General features: G+C 71.1%; 11 protein-coding genes and 3 tRNA genes. 3 read left to right on the plus strand and 11 right to left on the minus strand.

Going from position 1 to position 14,067, the window contains the following annotated elements; all coding sequences use genetic code 11:
• The 9 genes from A9O67_RS00280 to A9O67_RS00320 all read right to left on the minus strand — a co-directional run.
• On the minus strand, positions 1-429 hold a 429-nt coding region (locus A9O67_RS00280), incomplete at its 3' end, for a GTP-binding protein (protein ID WP_156682203.1).
• A gap of 70 nt (positions 430-499) precedes the next feature.
• Positions 500-574: transfer RNA gene (locus A9O67_RS00285), tRNA-Thr, on the minus strand.
• Between the two features lie 61 nt (positions 575-635).
• Positions 636-709, minus strand: a tRNA-Gly gene (locus A9O67_RS00290).
• Positions 710-777: 68 nt separating this feature from the next.
• Positions 778-863: transfer RNA gene (locus A9O67_RS00295), tRNA-Tyr, on the minus strand.
• A 15-nt stretch (positions 864-878) separates the two neighbouring features.
• Entirely contained in the window at positions 879-1,457 is a 579-nt protein-coding gene (locus tag A9O67_RS00300; protein WP_156682204.1) for a hypothetical protein, read from the minus strand.
• The gene (gene trpC, locus A9O67_RS00305) at positions 1,454-2,263 is read right to left on the minus strand and encodes an indole-3-glycerol phosphate synthase TrpC (RefSeq protein ID WP_068606233.1); all 810 of its coding nucleotides are present in this window, start codon (positions 2,261-2,263) and stop codon (positions 1,454-1,456) included. Before trpC ends, A9O67_RS00300 begins: the two co-directional genes overlap by 4 nt.
• Positions 2,260-3,315 (minus strand): anthranilate phosphoribosyltransferase, encoded by a 1,056-nt coding sequence (gene trpD / locus A9O67_RS00310; protein ID WP_068606235.1) that lies wholly within the window; start codon positions 3,313-3,315, stop codon positions 2,260-2,262. Before trpD ends, trpC begins: the two co-directional genes overlap by 4 nt.
• Positions 3,316-3,362: 47 nt before the next feature.
• Positions 3,363-3,941: an aminodeoxychorismate/anthranilate synthase component II gene (locus A9O67_RS00315; RefSeq protein ID WP_068606237.1), complete on the minus strand. Its 579-nt coding sequence runs from the start codon at positions 3,939-3,941 to the stop codon at positions 3,363-3,365.
• On the minus strand, positions 3,938-5,458 hold the full coding sequence (locus tag A9O67_RS00320; protein WP_068606239.1) for an anthranilate synthase component I family protein: 1,521 nt from the start codon (positions 5,456-5,458) through the stop codon (positions 3,938-3,940). The genes A9O67_RS00315 and A9O67_RS00320 overlap by 4 nt, the downstream gene beginning before the upstream one ends.
• 352 nt (positions 5,459-5,810) lie before the next feature.
• Between A9O67_RS00320 and uvrA the strand changes: the two genes are divergently transcribed.
• Complete coding sequence (gene uvrA / locus A9O67_RS00325) at positions 5,811-8,783, plus strand: excinuclease ABC subunit UvrA (RefSeq protein WP_068606241.1); 2,973 nt, start codon at positions 5,811-5,813, stop codon at positions 8,781-8,783.
• Between the two features lie 5 nt (positions 8,784-8,788).
• Here uvrA and A9O67_RS00330 read toward each other — a convergent pair whose 3' ends face one another.
• Positions 8,789-9,652, minus strand: a complete 864-nt coding sequence (locus tag A9O67_RS00330) for a MipA/OmpV family protein (protein ID WP_156682205.1) — start codon at positions 9,650-9,652, stop codon at positions 8,789-8,791.
• A gap of 119 nt (positions 9,653-9,771) precedes the next feature.
• Between A9O67_RS00330 and gorA the strand changes: the two genes are divergently transcribed.
• Positions 9,772-11,178, plus strand: coding sequence for a glutathione-disulfide reductase (gene gorA / locus A9O67_RS00335; RefSeq protein ID WP_068606316.1), 1,407 nt, complete (start codon positions 9,772-9,774; stop codon positions 11,176-11,178).
• Here gorA and A9O67_RS00340 read toward each other — a convergent pair.
• Positions 11,147-12,451, minus strand: coding sequence for an MgtC/SapB family protein (locus tag A9O67_RS00340; protein ID WP_068606244.1), 1,305 nt, complete (start codon positions 12,449-12,451; stop codon positions 11,147-11,149). The two genes, gorA and A9O67_RS00340, sit on opposite strands and share 32 nt — an antisense overlap.
• Positions 12,452-12,502: 51 nt before the next feature.
• Between A9O67_RS00340 and A9O67_RS00345 the strand changes: the two genes are divergently transcribed.
• Positions 12,503-14,032 (plus strand): AMP nucleosidase, encoded by a 1,530-nt coding sequence (locus A9O67_RS00345; RefSeq protein WP_068606318.1) that lies wholly within the window; start codon positions 12,503-12,505, stop codon positions 14,030-14,032.
• The last annotated feature ends 35 nt before the right edge of the window (positions 14,033-14,067 follow it).

Below are 14,067 nucleotides of genomic sequence, written 5' to 3' on the forward strand. Positions count from 1 at the left end.
ATCGTCCACCATGTCGCACTTGTTCATGAAGACGATGATGTAGGGCACGCCCACCTGGCGCGCCAGCAGGATGTGCTCGCGGGTCTGGGGCATGGGGCCGTCGGCCGCGGAGACGACCAGGATGGCGCCATCCATCTGGGCCGCACCGGTGATCATGTTCTTGACGTAGTCGGCGTGGCCCGGGCAGTCGACGTGCGCGTAGTGGCGGTTGGCCGTCTCGTACTCGACGTGCGCGGTGTTGATGGTGATGCCGCGCGCCTTTTCTTCGGGCGCCGCGTCGATCTGGTCATACGCCTTGGCCTGCCCGCCGTACTTGGCCGCCAGCACCGTCGTGATCGCCGCCGTCAGCGTCGTCTTGCCATGGTCCACGTGACCAATCGTGCCCACGTTGACGTGCGGCTTGGTCCGCTCGAATTTTTCCTTTGCCATCGTTACAGCTCCGAATGGATGTTTGCCGAACTCACTCACACGCCCCGACGTGGGGCCAGGACAACAGCGTTGGTGCCCATGGGCAGGATCGAACTGCCGACCTCTCCCTTACCAAGGGAGTGCTCTACCACTGAGCCACATGGGCCTGCGACCGCCTTGCGGCCGTCGCAACAAATCGTTCACCAAGTCCAGCACCGGCGCTGCATTGGAGCGGGAGACGGGAATCGAACCCGCGTCATCAGCTTGGAAGGCTGAGGTTCTACCATTGAACTACTCCCGCGTCGAACCCCGCCTGATTCGGACACGGGCCGTCACCGCCTTCTCTCTTGCCAACACAACCGGTATCGCTGGTGGAGGGGGTTGGATTCGAACCAACGTAGGCGTAAGCCAACAGATTTACAGTCTGCCCCCTTTAGCCACTCGGGCACCCCTCCGGCGAGAGCTCCAAATTATGCCACGATTTGCGGCGCGTTTTCGACCCCTGGGGAAAATTGTTGCAGCACCGCAGCGCACCAGTGCGCGATGCGGCCGGCGGTGTCGGCGCAGGCGCGGATGCTGTTGATGGACCGCTGGCTCAGGTGGCGCTCGCAGGCGATGTCGGCCGTCAGTCGCCCCGCGTCGCGCAACGCGCGCACGGCGGCATGGGCCTGCGCCCCGCAGGCCACCACCCAGCGCAGGCCGGCCAGCTCGGCGGCCAGCCGCTCCAGATTGGCCGGCTGCAGCACTTCGGCCACCGTGGGCACCGAGCGGCCGGTGAGCGCCGGGTATTCGACCTGCGGCCACGCATTGGTGACGACATAGTCGGCGCGGTGCGGGGACGCAAACCGCACCGCATCCCGGCGATGCAACTCGGCCAGCGCGCGCGCCAGGTTGGCCCCGGTGCCCGCGGCGCAAGGGTAGCCGCGCTGCGCCTCGAAGCGGCCCGGGCAGATGAAGACGAAGCCGGTGGTGGCACCAGGACAAGGCTGGTGGTGGGCCGTGAGGCCCGGCACGGCCGCCAGCGGCGCCACTGACGCCGTCCCGCTCATGCGCCGAACAGCGCGGCCAGCGCCGCGCCGGGGTCGTCGGCGCGCATGAACGCCTCGCCGACCAGGAAGGCCGGCACGCCGGCGTCGCGCAGGCGGCGCACGTCGTCGCGCGTGGCGATGCCGCTTTCGGCCACCAGCAGCCGCCCCGGCTCCAGCCGCGGCAGCAGGTCCAGCGTCGTCTGCAGCGAGACCTCGAAGGTGCGCAGGTCGCGGTTGTTGACGCCGATGAGCGGCGTGCGCAGGCGCTGGGCGCGCTCCAGCTCCGCGGCGTCGTGCACCTCCACCAGCACCGCCATGCCCAGTTCCAGCGCGATGGCCTCGAAGTCGGCCATCTGCGCGTCGTCCAGGCAGGCCGCAATCAGCAGGATGGCATCCGCCCCGAGCGCGCGCGCCTCCCAGACCTGGTAGGGGTCGACGAGGAAGTCCTTGCGCAGCGCTGGCAGCGCTAGCGGCGACGTGGCCGCGCGCGCCTGGCGAAGGTAATCGGGGTGGCCCTGGAAGTACGGCACGTCGGTCAGCACCGACAGGCAGGCCGCGCCGTGGCGGGCGTAACTGGCGGCGATCGCCGCCGGATCGAAGTCGGCGCGCAGCACGCCCTTGGAGGGGCTGGCTTTCTTGACTTCGGCGATGACGGCGGCGCGCCCGGCAGCCTGCGCGGCGCGCAGCGCGCCGGCAAAGTCGCGCGGCGGGTCGTCGCGCAGGCTCGATTCGGCCTGCGCGCGCACGGCCGCAAGCGGCACCCGCGCGGCCGCGGCGGCCACCTCCTCGCGCTTGGTGGCGCAGATGCGCTGCAGGATGTCGCTCATGCGGCCGCCTCCGCGCCCAGCCGGTGCGCGGCCGTGACGAATTGCTCCAGCTTGGCCTTGGCCGCGCCACTGGCGAGCGCTGCGCGGGCGCGGGCGATGCCGGCTTCGATGGAATCGGTCACATTGGCGGCGTACAGCGCCACGCCGGCGTTGAGGACGACGATATCGGCCGCCGGGCCGCCCTGACCGTCGAGCACGGCCAGCAGCAGGGCGCGCGATTCCTCGGGCGTGCTCACCTGGAAGGCCCGGTGGCTGGCCATGGCCAGCCCAAAGTCCTCGGGGTGGATGTCGTATTCGATGATCTCGCCGTCCTTGAGCTCGCCGACCATGGTCGCGGCGCCCAGGCTGACCTCGTCCATGCCGTCCTTGCCATAGACAACCAGCGCGTGCTGGGTGCCCAGGCGCTGCAGCGCCCGCACTTGGATGCCGACCAGATCGGCGTGGAAGACCCCCATCAGGATGTTGGGAGCACCAGCCGGGTTGGTCAGCGGGCCGAGGATGTTGAAGAGGGTTTTGACGCCCATCTCGCGCCGCACGGGGGCGACGTTTTTCATCGCCGGATGGTGGTTGGGCGCGAACATGAAGCCGATGCCGACCTCGCGGATGCACTGCGCGATGGCGGCCGGCGGCAGGTTGATGTTGACGCCCAGACTTTCCAGCACATCGGCGCTGCCGGACTTGCTGCTGACGCTGCGCCCGCCGTGCTTGCTGACCTTGGCGCCCGCCGCGGCCGCGACGAACATGGCGCAGGTGGAGATGTTGAAGGTGTGCGCCCCGTCGCCACCGGTGCCGACGATGTCGACCAGGTGGGTGGTGTCCTCCACATGCACCTTGGTGGAAAACTCCCGCATCACCTGGGCAGCGGCGGTGATCTCGCCAATGGTTTCCTTCTTGACGCGCAAACCGGTGATGATTGCGGCGGTCATCAGCGGGGAGATTTCGCCGCTCATGATCAGGCGCATCAGGTGCAGCATCTCGTCGTGGAAGATCTCGCGGTGCTCGATGGTGCGCTGCAGGGCCTCCTGCGGCGTGATGACGTGTCGGTGGGGCATGAGGGGTCTCCTGGAGGGCGGAACGGCAAAGGGGGTCGGGGGGGGGGTCAGGGGGACTGCAAAAAGTTGCGCAGCAGCGCGTGACCGTGCTCGGTCAGGATGCTCTCTGGGTGGAACTGCACGCCCTGCACCGGCAGCTCGCGGTGGCGCACGCCCATGATCTCGCCGTCGTCACACCAGGCGGTGATGGTCAACTCCGGCGGCAGCGTGGCGCGCTCGATGGCCAGCGAGTGGTAGCGGTTGACGGTGAACTGGCGCGGCAGGCCGGCGAACACCCCCTCCTGCGTGGTGGTGATGAGGCTGGTCTTGCCGTGCATCAGCTCGCGCGCGCGCACGATGCGCCCCCCGAACGCCGCGCCGATGCTCTGGTGCCCCAGGCACACACCCAGGATCGGCACGCGGCCGGCGAAGTGGCGGATCGCCGCCACGGAGATGCCGGCCTCGGCCGGCGAGCACGGCCCGGGCGAGATGACCAGCCGGTCCGGCGCGCGCTCGGCGATGCCCTCCAGCGTGACCTCGTCGTTGCGGAACACCTCCACCTCGGCGCCCAGCTCGCCGAAGTACTGCACCAGGTTGTAGGTGAACGAGTCGTAGTTGTCCACCATCAGCAGCTTGATGCGGTTCATTCCAGCCCCTCCTCGACCAGTTCGCTGGCGCGCAACAGGGCGCGGGCCTTGTGCTCGGTTTCCTTCCACTCCAGCTCCGGCACGGAGTCGGCCACCACACCGGCGGCGGCCTGTACATAGAGCGTACCGTCGTGCACGACGCCGGTGCGGATGGCGATGGCCAAGTCCATGTCGCCCGCCCAGCTCAGGTAGCCGACCGCGCCGCCGTAGATGCCGCGCTTGGTCGGCTCCAGCCGGTCGATCAGCTCCATGGCGTGCACCTTGGGCGCGCCGGTGAGCGTGCCGGCCGGGAAGGTGGCGCGCAGCACGTCCATGCTGGTCAGGCCCGGGCGCAGCAGCCCCTCGACATTGCTGACGATGTGCATGACGTGGCTGTAGCGCTCCACCGCGAAGGCCTCGGTCACCTTGACGGTGCCGATCTGCGCGATGCGGCCGATGTCGTTGCGCGCCAGGTCGATCAGCATCACATGCTCGGCGCGCTCCTTGGGATCGGCCAGCAGGTCCTGCTCGGCGGCCTTGTCCTTCTCGGGCGTGGCGCCGCGCGGCCGGGTGCCGGCCAGGGGCCGGATGGTCACCTTCACCCCTTCGTCGGTGCGCTCCTGGCGCACCAGGATTTCGGGCGAGGCGCCCACCACATGCAGGTCGCTGCCGCGCGCATCGGCCCCGGCCAGGTTGTAGTAGTACATGTACGGGCTGGGGTTGAGCGAGCGCAGCGCGCGGTACAGGCTCAGCGGGCTGTGCCGGTAGGGCTTGTGGATGCGCTGGCCGATCACGATCTGCATGAAGTCGCCCTGCTGGATCAGGGCCTTGGCCTCGTCGACGGCCGCCAAGAAATCGGCTTGGCCGCGCTCGCGCTGCTCGGGGTAGGCGTCGCCGGCCTTGACGGACGGGGCGCTGACCGAGTAGCGCAGGCGGTCCTTGAGCTCGCGCAGGCGGCGCTTGGCGCTGGCGTAGGCCTCGGGCTGGGCGGGATCGGCATAGACGATCAGATACAGCTTGCCCGAGAGGTTGTCGATGACGGCCAGCTCCTCGGTCTGCAGCAACAGGATGTCGGGCAGATCGAGCGGATCCGGCGGGCAGGTACCGACGAGCTTGCGCTCGATGTGGCGCACGGTGTCGTAGCCGAAATAGCCCGCCAGCCCGCCGCAAAACCGCGGCAGCCCGGGGCTGAGCGCCACGCGAAAGCGCTGCTGGTAGGCGGCGATGGCATCCAGCGGGTTGCCGCCCAGTGTCTCGACGACGGTGCCGTCGCGCACGACCTCGGTCCGCGCGGCTTCGCCGAAGCCGTAGGCACGCAGCCAGGTGCGTGCCGGCAGGCCGATGAAGCTGTAGCGGCCGAAGCGCTCGCCGCCGACGACGGACTCCAGCAAAAAGCTGTTGCGGCCGCCGTGGGTGGCGTGGGCCAGCTTGAGGTAGAGGGACAGGGGGGTTTCCAGATCGGCGAAGGCTTCGGCGATCAGCGGGATGCGGTTGTAGCCTTCGGCGGCGAGGCTGCGGAATTCCAGTTCGGTGATCACGGCAACGGGGCTCCTGGCGGGGCGGGCCGGCGGGCGGTCCCGGGCGGGATGGCCGGCACGGCCTGGGGGTCCAACGGGGGCTGGCGCGGGTGGCAACCGGCACAGGGGGGCGGCACGGCAAACCGGCTGCGCGGCGGCAGCGGCGCGTGCGCGCGGAGGGGATCAGGCGCGCGTCGTTGGCTTGCGCCAGGGCCAGGCCTCCCGGCGGCCGGTCTTGAGGGCGGCAGCCAGGCGGGCGTCGAAGGTGCTGCGGACAGCGAACATGGCGGTGAGTGTATCAAAGGCACCGGGCGGACCCGCGTTCTATGATGCGCGGTTGCCCTCACTCTTGGTACCCTGGTCCGTCTCGCCCATGTCTGCCCCGCCGTCCCCGCCCCCGGCCGACCGCGCGATCCGCATCCGCGGCGCGCGCACGCACAACCTGCGCAACCTGGACTTGGACATCCCCAAGCACGCGCTGGTGGTGATCACCGGGCTGTCCGGCTCGGGCAAATCCAGCCTGGCCTTCGACACCTTGTACGCCGAGGGCCAGCGCCGTTACGTCGAGAGCCTGTCGGCCTATGCGCGGCAGTTTCTGGAGCGCATGGACAAGCCCGATGTGGACCTGATCGAGGGCCTGAGCCCCGCGATCGCGATCGAACAAAAGGCCACCAGCCACAACCCGCGCTCCACCGTGGGCACCGTGACCGAGATCCACGACTATCTGCGCCTGCTGTTCGCCCGCGCGGGCGTGCCCCACTGCCCGCAACACGACCTGCCGCTGCGCGCGCAGACGGTGAGCCAGATGGTGGACGCCTTGCTGGCCCTGCCGGCCGAGACGCGGCTGATGCTGCTGGCGCCGCTGCCTGCCGGGCAGGCGGACGATCCGGCCGCCGCGTTGCGGGGCTGGCAGGCCCAGGGTTATGTGCGCTTCCGCGTCGATGGCACGGTGGCCGAGGGCGACGAGGCCGCGGCCCTGCTGCGCCCGGGCGCGACGCTGGAGGTGGTGATCGACCGCCTGAAGGTGCGGGCCGACGCGCGCCAGCGGCTGGCCGAGAGTCTGGAGGCGGCGCTGCGCGTGGGCGATGGCAAGGCGCGCGCGCTGGACCTGGACACGCAGGCGCTGCACGCCTTCTCGGCACGCTACGCCTGCCCGGTGTGCGACCACACCCAGGCCACGCCCGAGCCGCGGCTGTTCTCCTTCAACGCGCCGCAAGGGGCCTGTCCGCGCTGCGACGGGCTGGGGCATGTGGAGCTGTTCGACCCGGCGCGCGTGGTGGCATTTCCGGAGCTGAGCCTGGCCGGCGGCGCCATCAAGGGCTGGGACCGGCGCAACCCCCACTACTTCGCGCTGATCGAGAGCCTGGCGGCGCACTATGGATTCGACCCCGACACCCCGTGGCAGGACCTGCCCGAGACCGTGCGCCACGTGCTGCTACACGGCAGCGGCAACGAGGCCATCGCCTTCCAGTACGGCGCCGACGGCGGACGGCGGGTGACCAAGCGCCACCCCTTCGAGGGCATCCTGCCCAATTTCGAGCGGCGCTGGCGCGACACCGACTCGCCCACCGTGCGCGAGGAGCTGGGCCGCTACCGCAGCACCCACGCCTGCCCGGGCTGCGGCGGCACCCGGCTGCGGCGCGAGGCGCTGCAGGTCTATCTGGGCGAGGGGGCGCAGCGCCGCCACATCCACGCCATCGGCCAGATGACGCTGGCCGAGGCGCTGGCGTACTTCGAGGGTTTGCAGTGGCAGGGTGCGCGTGCCGAGATCGCCGACAAGGTGGTGCGCGAGATCCGGTCCCGGCTGCGTTTTTTGAACGACGTGGGGCTGCCCTACCTGACGCTGGCGCGCAGCGCGGACACCCTCTCCGGTGGCGAGGCGCAGCGCATCCGCCTGGCCAGCCAGATCGGCTCGGGCCTGAGCGGCGTGATGTACGTGCTGGACGAACCCAGCATCGGATTGCACCAGCGCGACAACGACCGCCTGATCGGCACCCTGCAGCGGCTGCGCGATCTGGGCAACACGGTCATCGTGGTGGAGCACGACGAGGACATGATGCGGGCGGCCGACCACCTGATCGACCTGGGGCCCGGCGCCGGCGTGCACGGCGGGCAGGTGCTGGCCCAGGGCCACTGGGAGGTGGTGGCGGCGGAACCGGCCTCGCTGACGGGGCAGTATCTGTCGGGGCGGCGGCGCATCCCGGTGCCCGCGCGGCGCACGCCGTGGCAGCCAACGCAACCCGGCGCCGCGGATGGCGCGGCAGCCGCACCCCGGCGCGCCGGCGGCTGGCCCGGCCGCGCGGACCGTGCCGGCACCCGGCAGCGCGATCCGGCGGCGCCGTCCACGGCAGCCCTGCGCCTGATCGGCGCGCGCGGGCACAACCTGCGCGATGTGACGGTGGCGTTTCCGGTCGGGCTGTTCACCTGCGTCACGGGCGTCAGCGGCTCGGGCAAATCCACCCTGGTCAACGACACGCTGCTGCGGGCGGTGGCGCGCCACCTCTACCGCAGCCACGACGAGCCGGAGCCGTTCGACGCCATCGAGGGGCTGGAGCACTTCGACAAGGTAATCGCCGTGGACCAAAGCCCCATCGGCCGCACGCCCCGCTCCAACCCGGCCACCTACACCGGCCTGTTCACCACCATCCGCGAGTTGATGGCCGAAACGCCCGCCGCACGCGAGCGTGGCTATGGCCCGGGGCGCTTCAGCTTCAACGTCGCGGGCGGGCGCTGCGAGGCCTGCCAGGGCGACGGCGTGGTCAAGGTGGAGATGCACTTTCTGCCCGATGTGTATGTGCCGTGCGACGTCTGCGGCGGCGCACGCTACAACCGCGAGACGCTGGAGGTGCGCTACAAGGGGCGCAACATCGCCGAGATCCTGGACCTGACCGTGGAGCAGGCCCACGCCTTTTTTGGCGCCGTGCCGGCCCTGCAGCGCAAACTGCAGACGCTGCTGGACGTGGGGCTGGGCTACCTGCGGCTGGGCCAGAGCGCCACCACCCTCTCCGGCGGCGAGGCGCAGCGCGTCAAGCTCGCGCAGGAGCTGTCCAAGCGCGACACCGGGCGCACGCTCTACATCCTGGACGAGCCGACCACGGGGCTGCACTTCGGGGACATCGAACTGCTGTTGCGCGTGCTGCACCAGTTGCGCGACGCGGGCAACACCATCGTCGTCATCGAGCACAACCTGGACGTCATCAAGACGGCCGACTGGGTCATCGACATGGGGCCCGAGGGCGGTGCGGGCGGCGGCACGGTGGTGGCCTGCGGCACGCCCGAGGCCGTCGCCGCCCATCCCGACAGCCACACCGGGCGCTATCTGGCCCGGGTGCTGGGGCGCGGGTGACCACGTCAGTGCCGGTAGGCCAGGCCGATCTGGGCGCTCCAGACCTGGCGGGCACCGACGAGCGGGCTGCGCGCCGCCGCCCCCACCAGCCGCGACACGCCGACGCCCCCGTACACCACCCAGTCGCGGTCCAGCGCGGACACCAGCCGCCAGTCGAGCTGCACCGCCTCGGCGCCGGCACTCGGCTCGTAGGGCTGCCGGCCGACACGGGCGGCGGCGGGCGGCGACAGGCCGTAGACGGTGCGCAGATAGGTGGTGTTGCCGGCGCGGATGCTGCCGCCGAGGTCCCAATGGGTGCGCGCCGACACGGGATGCCGATAGCTCAGCCCGGCCGACACCTGTGCGCCACCGGCCCGGCCCAACAGATCCTGGCTGACCCCCAGGGACAGACTCCAGCGCGGCGCCGGCGCATAGCCCAGCGACAGCCGGCCGCGCAGGGTGCCGCGCACGGGTGACGCCCCTCGCAGCAGGGGATCGTCCTCGTCGGTCTCGCGCCCCTCGTCCCAGCGCAGGGACGCACTCAGCGACGCATTCGACCGCCTGACGAGGGTGGTGCTCAGCCCGGCGTCGACCAGCGCCTCGCGTCCAACCCCCCACAGCGTGGCCGCGCCCCCGCTGGACAGGCGAAAACGCCCCACCCACAGCCCCCACACCGGCTGCAGGGTCGAGGTTCGCGCGGACTGCCCGACCGGGTCGCGTCCGTCCACCAGCGCCGCACCGATCACATAGCCCTGCACGGTGCGTGGGGGCGGCTCGGGCGGGGCCGCATCGGGGGCCGCTTGCGCGGCCACCGCCGCCGGCAGCGCAGCGGCGGCCAGCGCGCACAGGCGCCCCCTCATGCCACACAGGGGTCGGGACAGCGTCGGCATCGGGCAAGCTCCTGGGCAGGTGTCTTTGCTGGCATCATAGGGCGGACCCCGTCGGGGCACCAACCCCGCCGGGGCCCTGACGACCAGGATGGCAACGCAACGACAGACGGATGGCGCACATGGGTGGTTTCGACTTCGATCTCTTCGTCATCGGTGGCGGCAGCGGCGGCGTGCGTGCCGCGCGCATGGCGGCGCAGCGCGGCGTGCGCGTCGCGCTGGCCGAGGCCCAGGGCCTGGACGGACTGGGCGGCACCTGCGTCAACGTGGGCTGCATCCCCAAAAAACTCTACAGCTACGCGGCCCACTACGCCGAAGCCTTCGAGGAGGCGCGCGGCTACGGCTGGCAAATCGGCGCGGCGGCGCTGGACTGGGCCGAGCTCAAGCGCCGGCGCGCCGCCGAAATCGCCCGCCTGAACGGGGTGTACGACCGGCTGCTGCGCAGCAGCGGGGTCACCGTGCTGAGCGGCTGGGCCCGGCTGCGCGACGCCCACACCATCGAGCTGGCCACGCTGAACGCCGACGGCACCCCGGGGCACCAGACGTGGCGCGCCGAGCGCATCCTGATCGCGACCGGCGGCACCCCGCATGTGCCGCATTTTCACGGGCGCGAGCATGTCATCACGTCCAACGAGGTGTTCGACCTCGACCCCTTCCCCCAGCGGCTGGTGGTGGTCGGCGGCGGCTACATCGCGTGCGAGTTCGCCTCCATCTTCAACGGCCTGGGGGCGCAGGTGACGCAGTTGTACCGCGGCGAGCAGATCCTGCGTGGCTTCGACGACGAGGTTCGGCATTTTCTGGCCGGCGAGATGCGCAAAAAAGGGGTGGATCTGCGCCTGCGAACCGGCGTGGTGGCCGTGCACCGCGAAGCGGACGGCCTGCACGCGGTGCTGGAAGATGGCAACCGGCTGGTGGCCGATGCCATCCTGTACGCGACCGGGCGGGTGCCCAATGTCCAGGGACTGGGGTTGGAGGCGCTGGGCGTCGCCCAGGGGGCGCAGGGGGCCATCGTGGTGGACGAGCACTACCGCACCAACGTCCCCAGCGTATACGCGCTGGGGGACGTGACCGCGCGGGTGCAGCTCACCCCGGTGGCGCTGGCCGAGGCCATGGCGCTGGTCGATCACCTGTACGGGCCGGCCCCGGGGGCCGCCCCGCGCAGCGCACACTACGATCTGATCCCGACCGCCGTGTTCACCGCGCCCAACGTGGGCACGGTGGGATTGACCGAGGCGCAGGCCCGCGAGCGGTATGGGCGCTTGCGCATCTACCGCTGCGAGTTCCGCGCCCTGCGCCACACGCTCAGCGGCAGCGAGGAGCGCACCCTGGTCAAGCTCGTGGTGGACGACGCCTCCGACCGGGTGGTGGGCCTGCACCTGGTCGGGCCGGACGCGGGCGAAATCGTGCAGGGCTTTGCCGTGGCGCTGCGCTGCGGGGCCACCAAAGCCCAGTTCGACGCCACGCTGGGCATCCACCCGACGATCGCCGAGGAGTTGGTCACCCTGCGCGAACCGGTGTCCAGAGGATGAGCGCCACGGCCGGCAGCGTGTGCAGCCACAGCATGGGCACCAGCCAACGCGCGTAGTCGCGCCCCCCGGACGCCCAGGCCACCGCGCTTTTGCTGGCAGCATGGACCAGCAAGGCCAGCGCCAGCGTCCAGACCAGCCGGTCGGGCGCACCGGAGGCCGGCGGCGTGCCTTGCACGAAGATGGCCGCCAGCGCCGCATGCAGGTCGAACAGCGCCGCGAGCAGCGTGCCGGCGGACTCGGCCACGGGGCCCAGCCAGCGGCCCAGCCCATGCACCCCCACCTGCACCAGGGTCAGCACGCCGGCCACCACGGCGGCGTTGCGCAGGCTGAACATGCGCTGCGCCTGCGCGCCATCGACCGGGGCTGGTGCCCCTGCGTTGGCCCCCGCATTGGCGCCAGCCAGGGCCCCCTGAACCAGCCACAGCCCCAGCCCCAAGGCCAGCGTGGCCCCGACCAGGGTGGGCAGCCACAGCCACGCCAGCCAGGCGGGCTGCAGCGCCGCGGCGATCACCGCCATCTGTAGCAGCGTCGCCACGCACGACAGCAAGCCCGCACCGGCCATCAACCGCGCACCGGCGCGACCCTCGCGCACGGCCAGCCCGGAGCTGGCGATGGTGGCGGTGCTGGAGACAAAACCGGCCGCCAGCGACGACAAGGCGATCGCCTCCCGCGCGGCCAGCAGCCGCTGGCTCAGATGCGCCAGCGACTGGATGGCCAGCAGCAGCGCCAGCAACCGGGTGAGCTGATAGGGGTTGAGCCCCTCGCCGGCCACGGTGCGATCGGGCATCAACGGCAGCGCGATCAGAACGATCGCCGCCAGAATGATCCCGTCGCGCACCTCGTACGGCCGCAGCCACTGCCGGGCAAAGCGGTGCAGACGCTCGCGCGCGGCCAGCACGCCGGTCAGCCCCACCGCCACGGCCGCCGCCAGGGGCAGGCTCCAGGCGCACAGCACGCCGATCAGGTAGGTCAGAAACAAGGCGATTTCGGTGGTCGCGCCCGGATCGGGGGAGCGGTCGCGCCAGTGCGACACCACGGCCAAGCCCGCCACCAGCAGCGCCCCGACCGGCACCAGCCCGACGCTGCCCGTCAGCGCGGCCGCAGCACCCAGCACGCACACCAGCGCGAAGGTGCGGATGCCCGCAAACACCCGCGTCGCGCCCCGCCCCTTGCGGCGCTCGCGCTCCAGCCCGACCAGCAAGCCGCACCCCAGCGCCGCCGCCAGGGCGCGGGCCGCACCGGACACCTCGGTCACCGCCACGGAATCGACCATTTGCGCGCGTGCTCTCCTATGCAACCGCTTCCGGCCCGCGACAATCGCGCCATGGACCGAAACCCCGAAACCCCTGCCTTCGTCGCCCCGCAAGCCTTCACCGACCCCGACGCCGCCGTGGCGCAGGTGCGCCGACTCTACGACGCCGCGGTGGGCTTTCTGCGGGAGGCCTTGGCCGATTATGTACGCACCCCCCTGGCGCCGGATACCGCATTGACCCGGGTGCGGGCCACCTACCCCTTCGTGCGCGTGCGCACACAGCGGGCCATGGCGCCCATGCGCCCCGGGACCGGCGGGCGGCTGAGCTATGGCTTCGTGGCCGGCCCGGGCCGTTACGAAACCACGCTGACCCGCCCCGACCTGTTTGCGGATTACTGGCGCGAGCAGTTTCGCCTGTTGCTGGACAACCACGGCGCGCCCTTGGAAATCGGCCTGGGCAGCGAACCCATCCCTGTGCACTTCGCGCTGGGGGAGGACGCCCACTTCGAGGGCGAGCTGGACGCCCTGCACCGCGCGCGCCTGGGCGAGGTGTTCGATCTGCCCGACCTGACCGCGATGGACGACGGCATCGCCAACGGCACGCACACCCCGCCGCCGGGCGCCCCCCAACCGCTGGCGCTGTTCACCGGCGCGCGCATCGACTATTCGCTGCAGCGACTGCGCCACTACAGCGGCACCTCGCCGGCGTGGTTCCAGAACTTCGTGCTGTTCACCAACTACGGCTTTTATGTCGATGAGTTCGTGCGCCTGGGGCTGGCGGAGATGCAGCGCCCGGACAGCGATTGCGTCGCATTCGTGGAGCCGGGCAACGTCGTCACCTGGCGGGCGGGCCTGCCGGCGGCGGAACGCGCGGCACTCGCAGGCCCCGAAGGCGGCCCGCCCCCGCGCTTGCCCCAAATGCCGGCCTACCACCTGGTGCGCGCCGACCGCAGCGGCATCACGCTGGTCAACATCGGCGTGGGGCCGAGCAACGCCAAGACCGCCACCGACCACATCGCCGTGCTGCGCCCGCACGCCTGGCTGATGCTGGGCCACTGCGCCGGGCTGCGCACCAGCCAGCAATTGGGGGACTATGTGCTGGCCCACGCCTATGTGCGCGAGGACCATGTGCTGGACGAAGAGCTGCCGCTGTGGGTGCCCATCCCGGCGCTGGCCGAAATCCAGCAGGCGCTCGAAGCCGCGGTGGCCGACGTCACCGGGCTGGACGGAGCGGCACTCAAAGGCGTGCTGCGCACCGGCACCGTTGCCAGCACCGACAACCGCAACTGGGAGCTGCTGCCGGACAACCTGCCGCAGCGGCGCTTCTCGCAATCACGGGCCGTGGCGCTGGACATGGAATCGGCCACCATCGCGGCCAACGGTTTTCGCTTCCGGGTGCCGTACGGCACGCTGCTGTGCGTCAGCGACAAGCCGCTGCACGGCGCCATCAAGCTGCCCGGCATGGCCGACCGCTTCTACCGCGAGCGCGTCGACCAGCACCTGCGCATCGGCCTGCGCGCCATCGAGCGGCTGCGCGCGGCGGGCGTGGACCAGCTGCACAGCCGCAAGCTGCGCAGCTTTGCCGAAGTGGCATTCCAATGACGGGGGAGGGACGGCAACGCCGGCCCGGCGGCGCC

The organism is Tepidimonas fonticaldi, assembly GCF_001675355.1.
Lineage (GTDB): Bacteria > Pseudomonadota > Gammaproteobacteria > Burkholderiales > Burkholderiaceae_C > Tepidimonas > Tepidimonas fonticaldi.

Coding starts and splice junctions, on each gene's coding strand:
- A9O67_RS00330 (WP_156682205.1), bottom strand. CDS start 9,652: ATGCCGACGCTGTCCCGACCCCTGTGTGGCATGAGGGGGCGCCTGTGC.
- trpC (WP_068606233.1), bottom strand. CDS start 2,263: ATGAGCGACATCCTGCAGCGCATCTGCGCCACCAAGCGCGAGGAGGTG.
- trpD (WP_068606235.1), bottom strand. CDS start 3,315: ATGCCCCACCGACACGTCATCACGCCGCAGGAGGCCCTGCAGCGCACC.
- A9O67_RS00345 (WP_068606318.1), top strand. CDS start 12,503: ATGGACCGAAACCCCGAAACCCCTGCCTTCGTCGCCCCGCAAGCCTTC.
- A9O67_RS00300 (WP_156682204.1), bottom strand. CDS start 1,457: ATGAGCGGGACGGCGTCAGTGGCGCCGCTGGCGGCCGTGCCGGGCCTC.
- A9O67_RS00315 (WP_068606237.1), bottom strand. CDS start 3,941: ATGAACCGCATCAAGCTGCTGATGGTGGACAACTACGACTCGTTCACC.
- uvrA (WP_068606241.1), top strand. CDS start 5,811: ATGTCTGCCCCGCCGTCCCCGCCCCCGGCCGACCGCGCGATCCGCATC.
- A9O67_RS00340 (WP_068606244.1), bottom strand. CDS start 12,451: ATGGTCGATTCCGTGGCGGTGACCGAGGTGTCCGGTGCGGCCCGCGCC.
- gorA (WP_068606316.1), top strand. CDS start 9,772: ATGGGTGGTTTCGACTTCGATCTCTTCGTCATCGGTGGCGGCAGCGGC.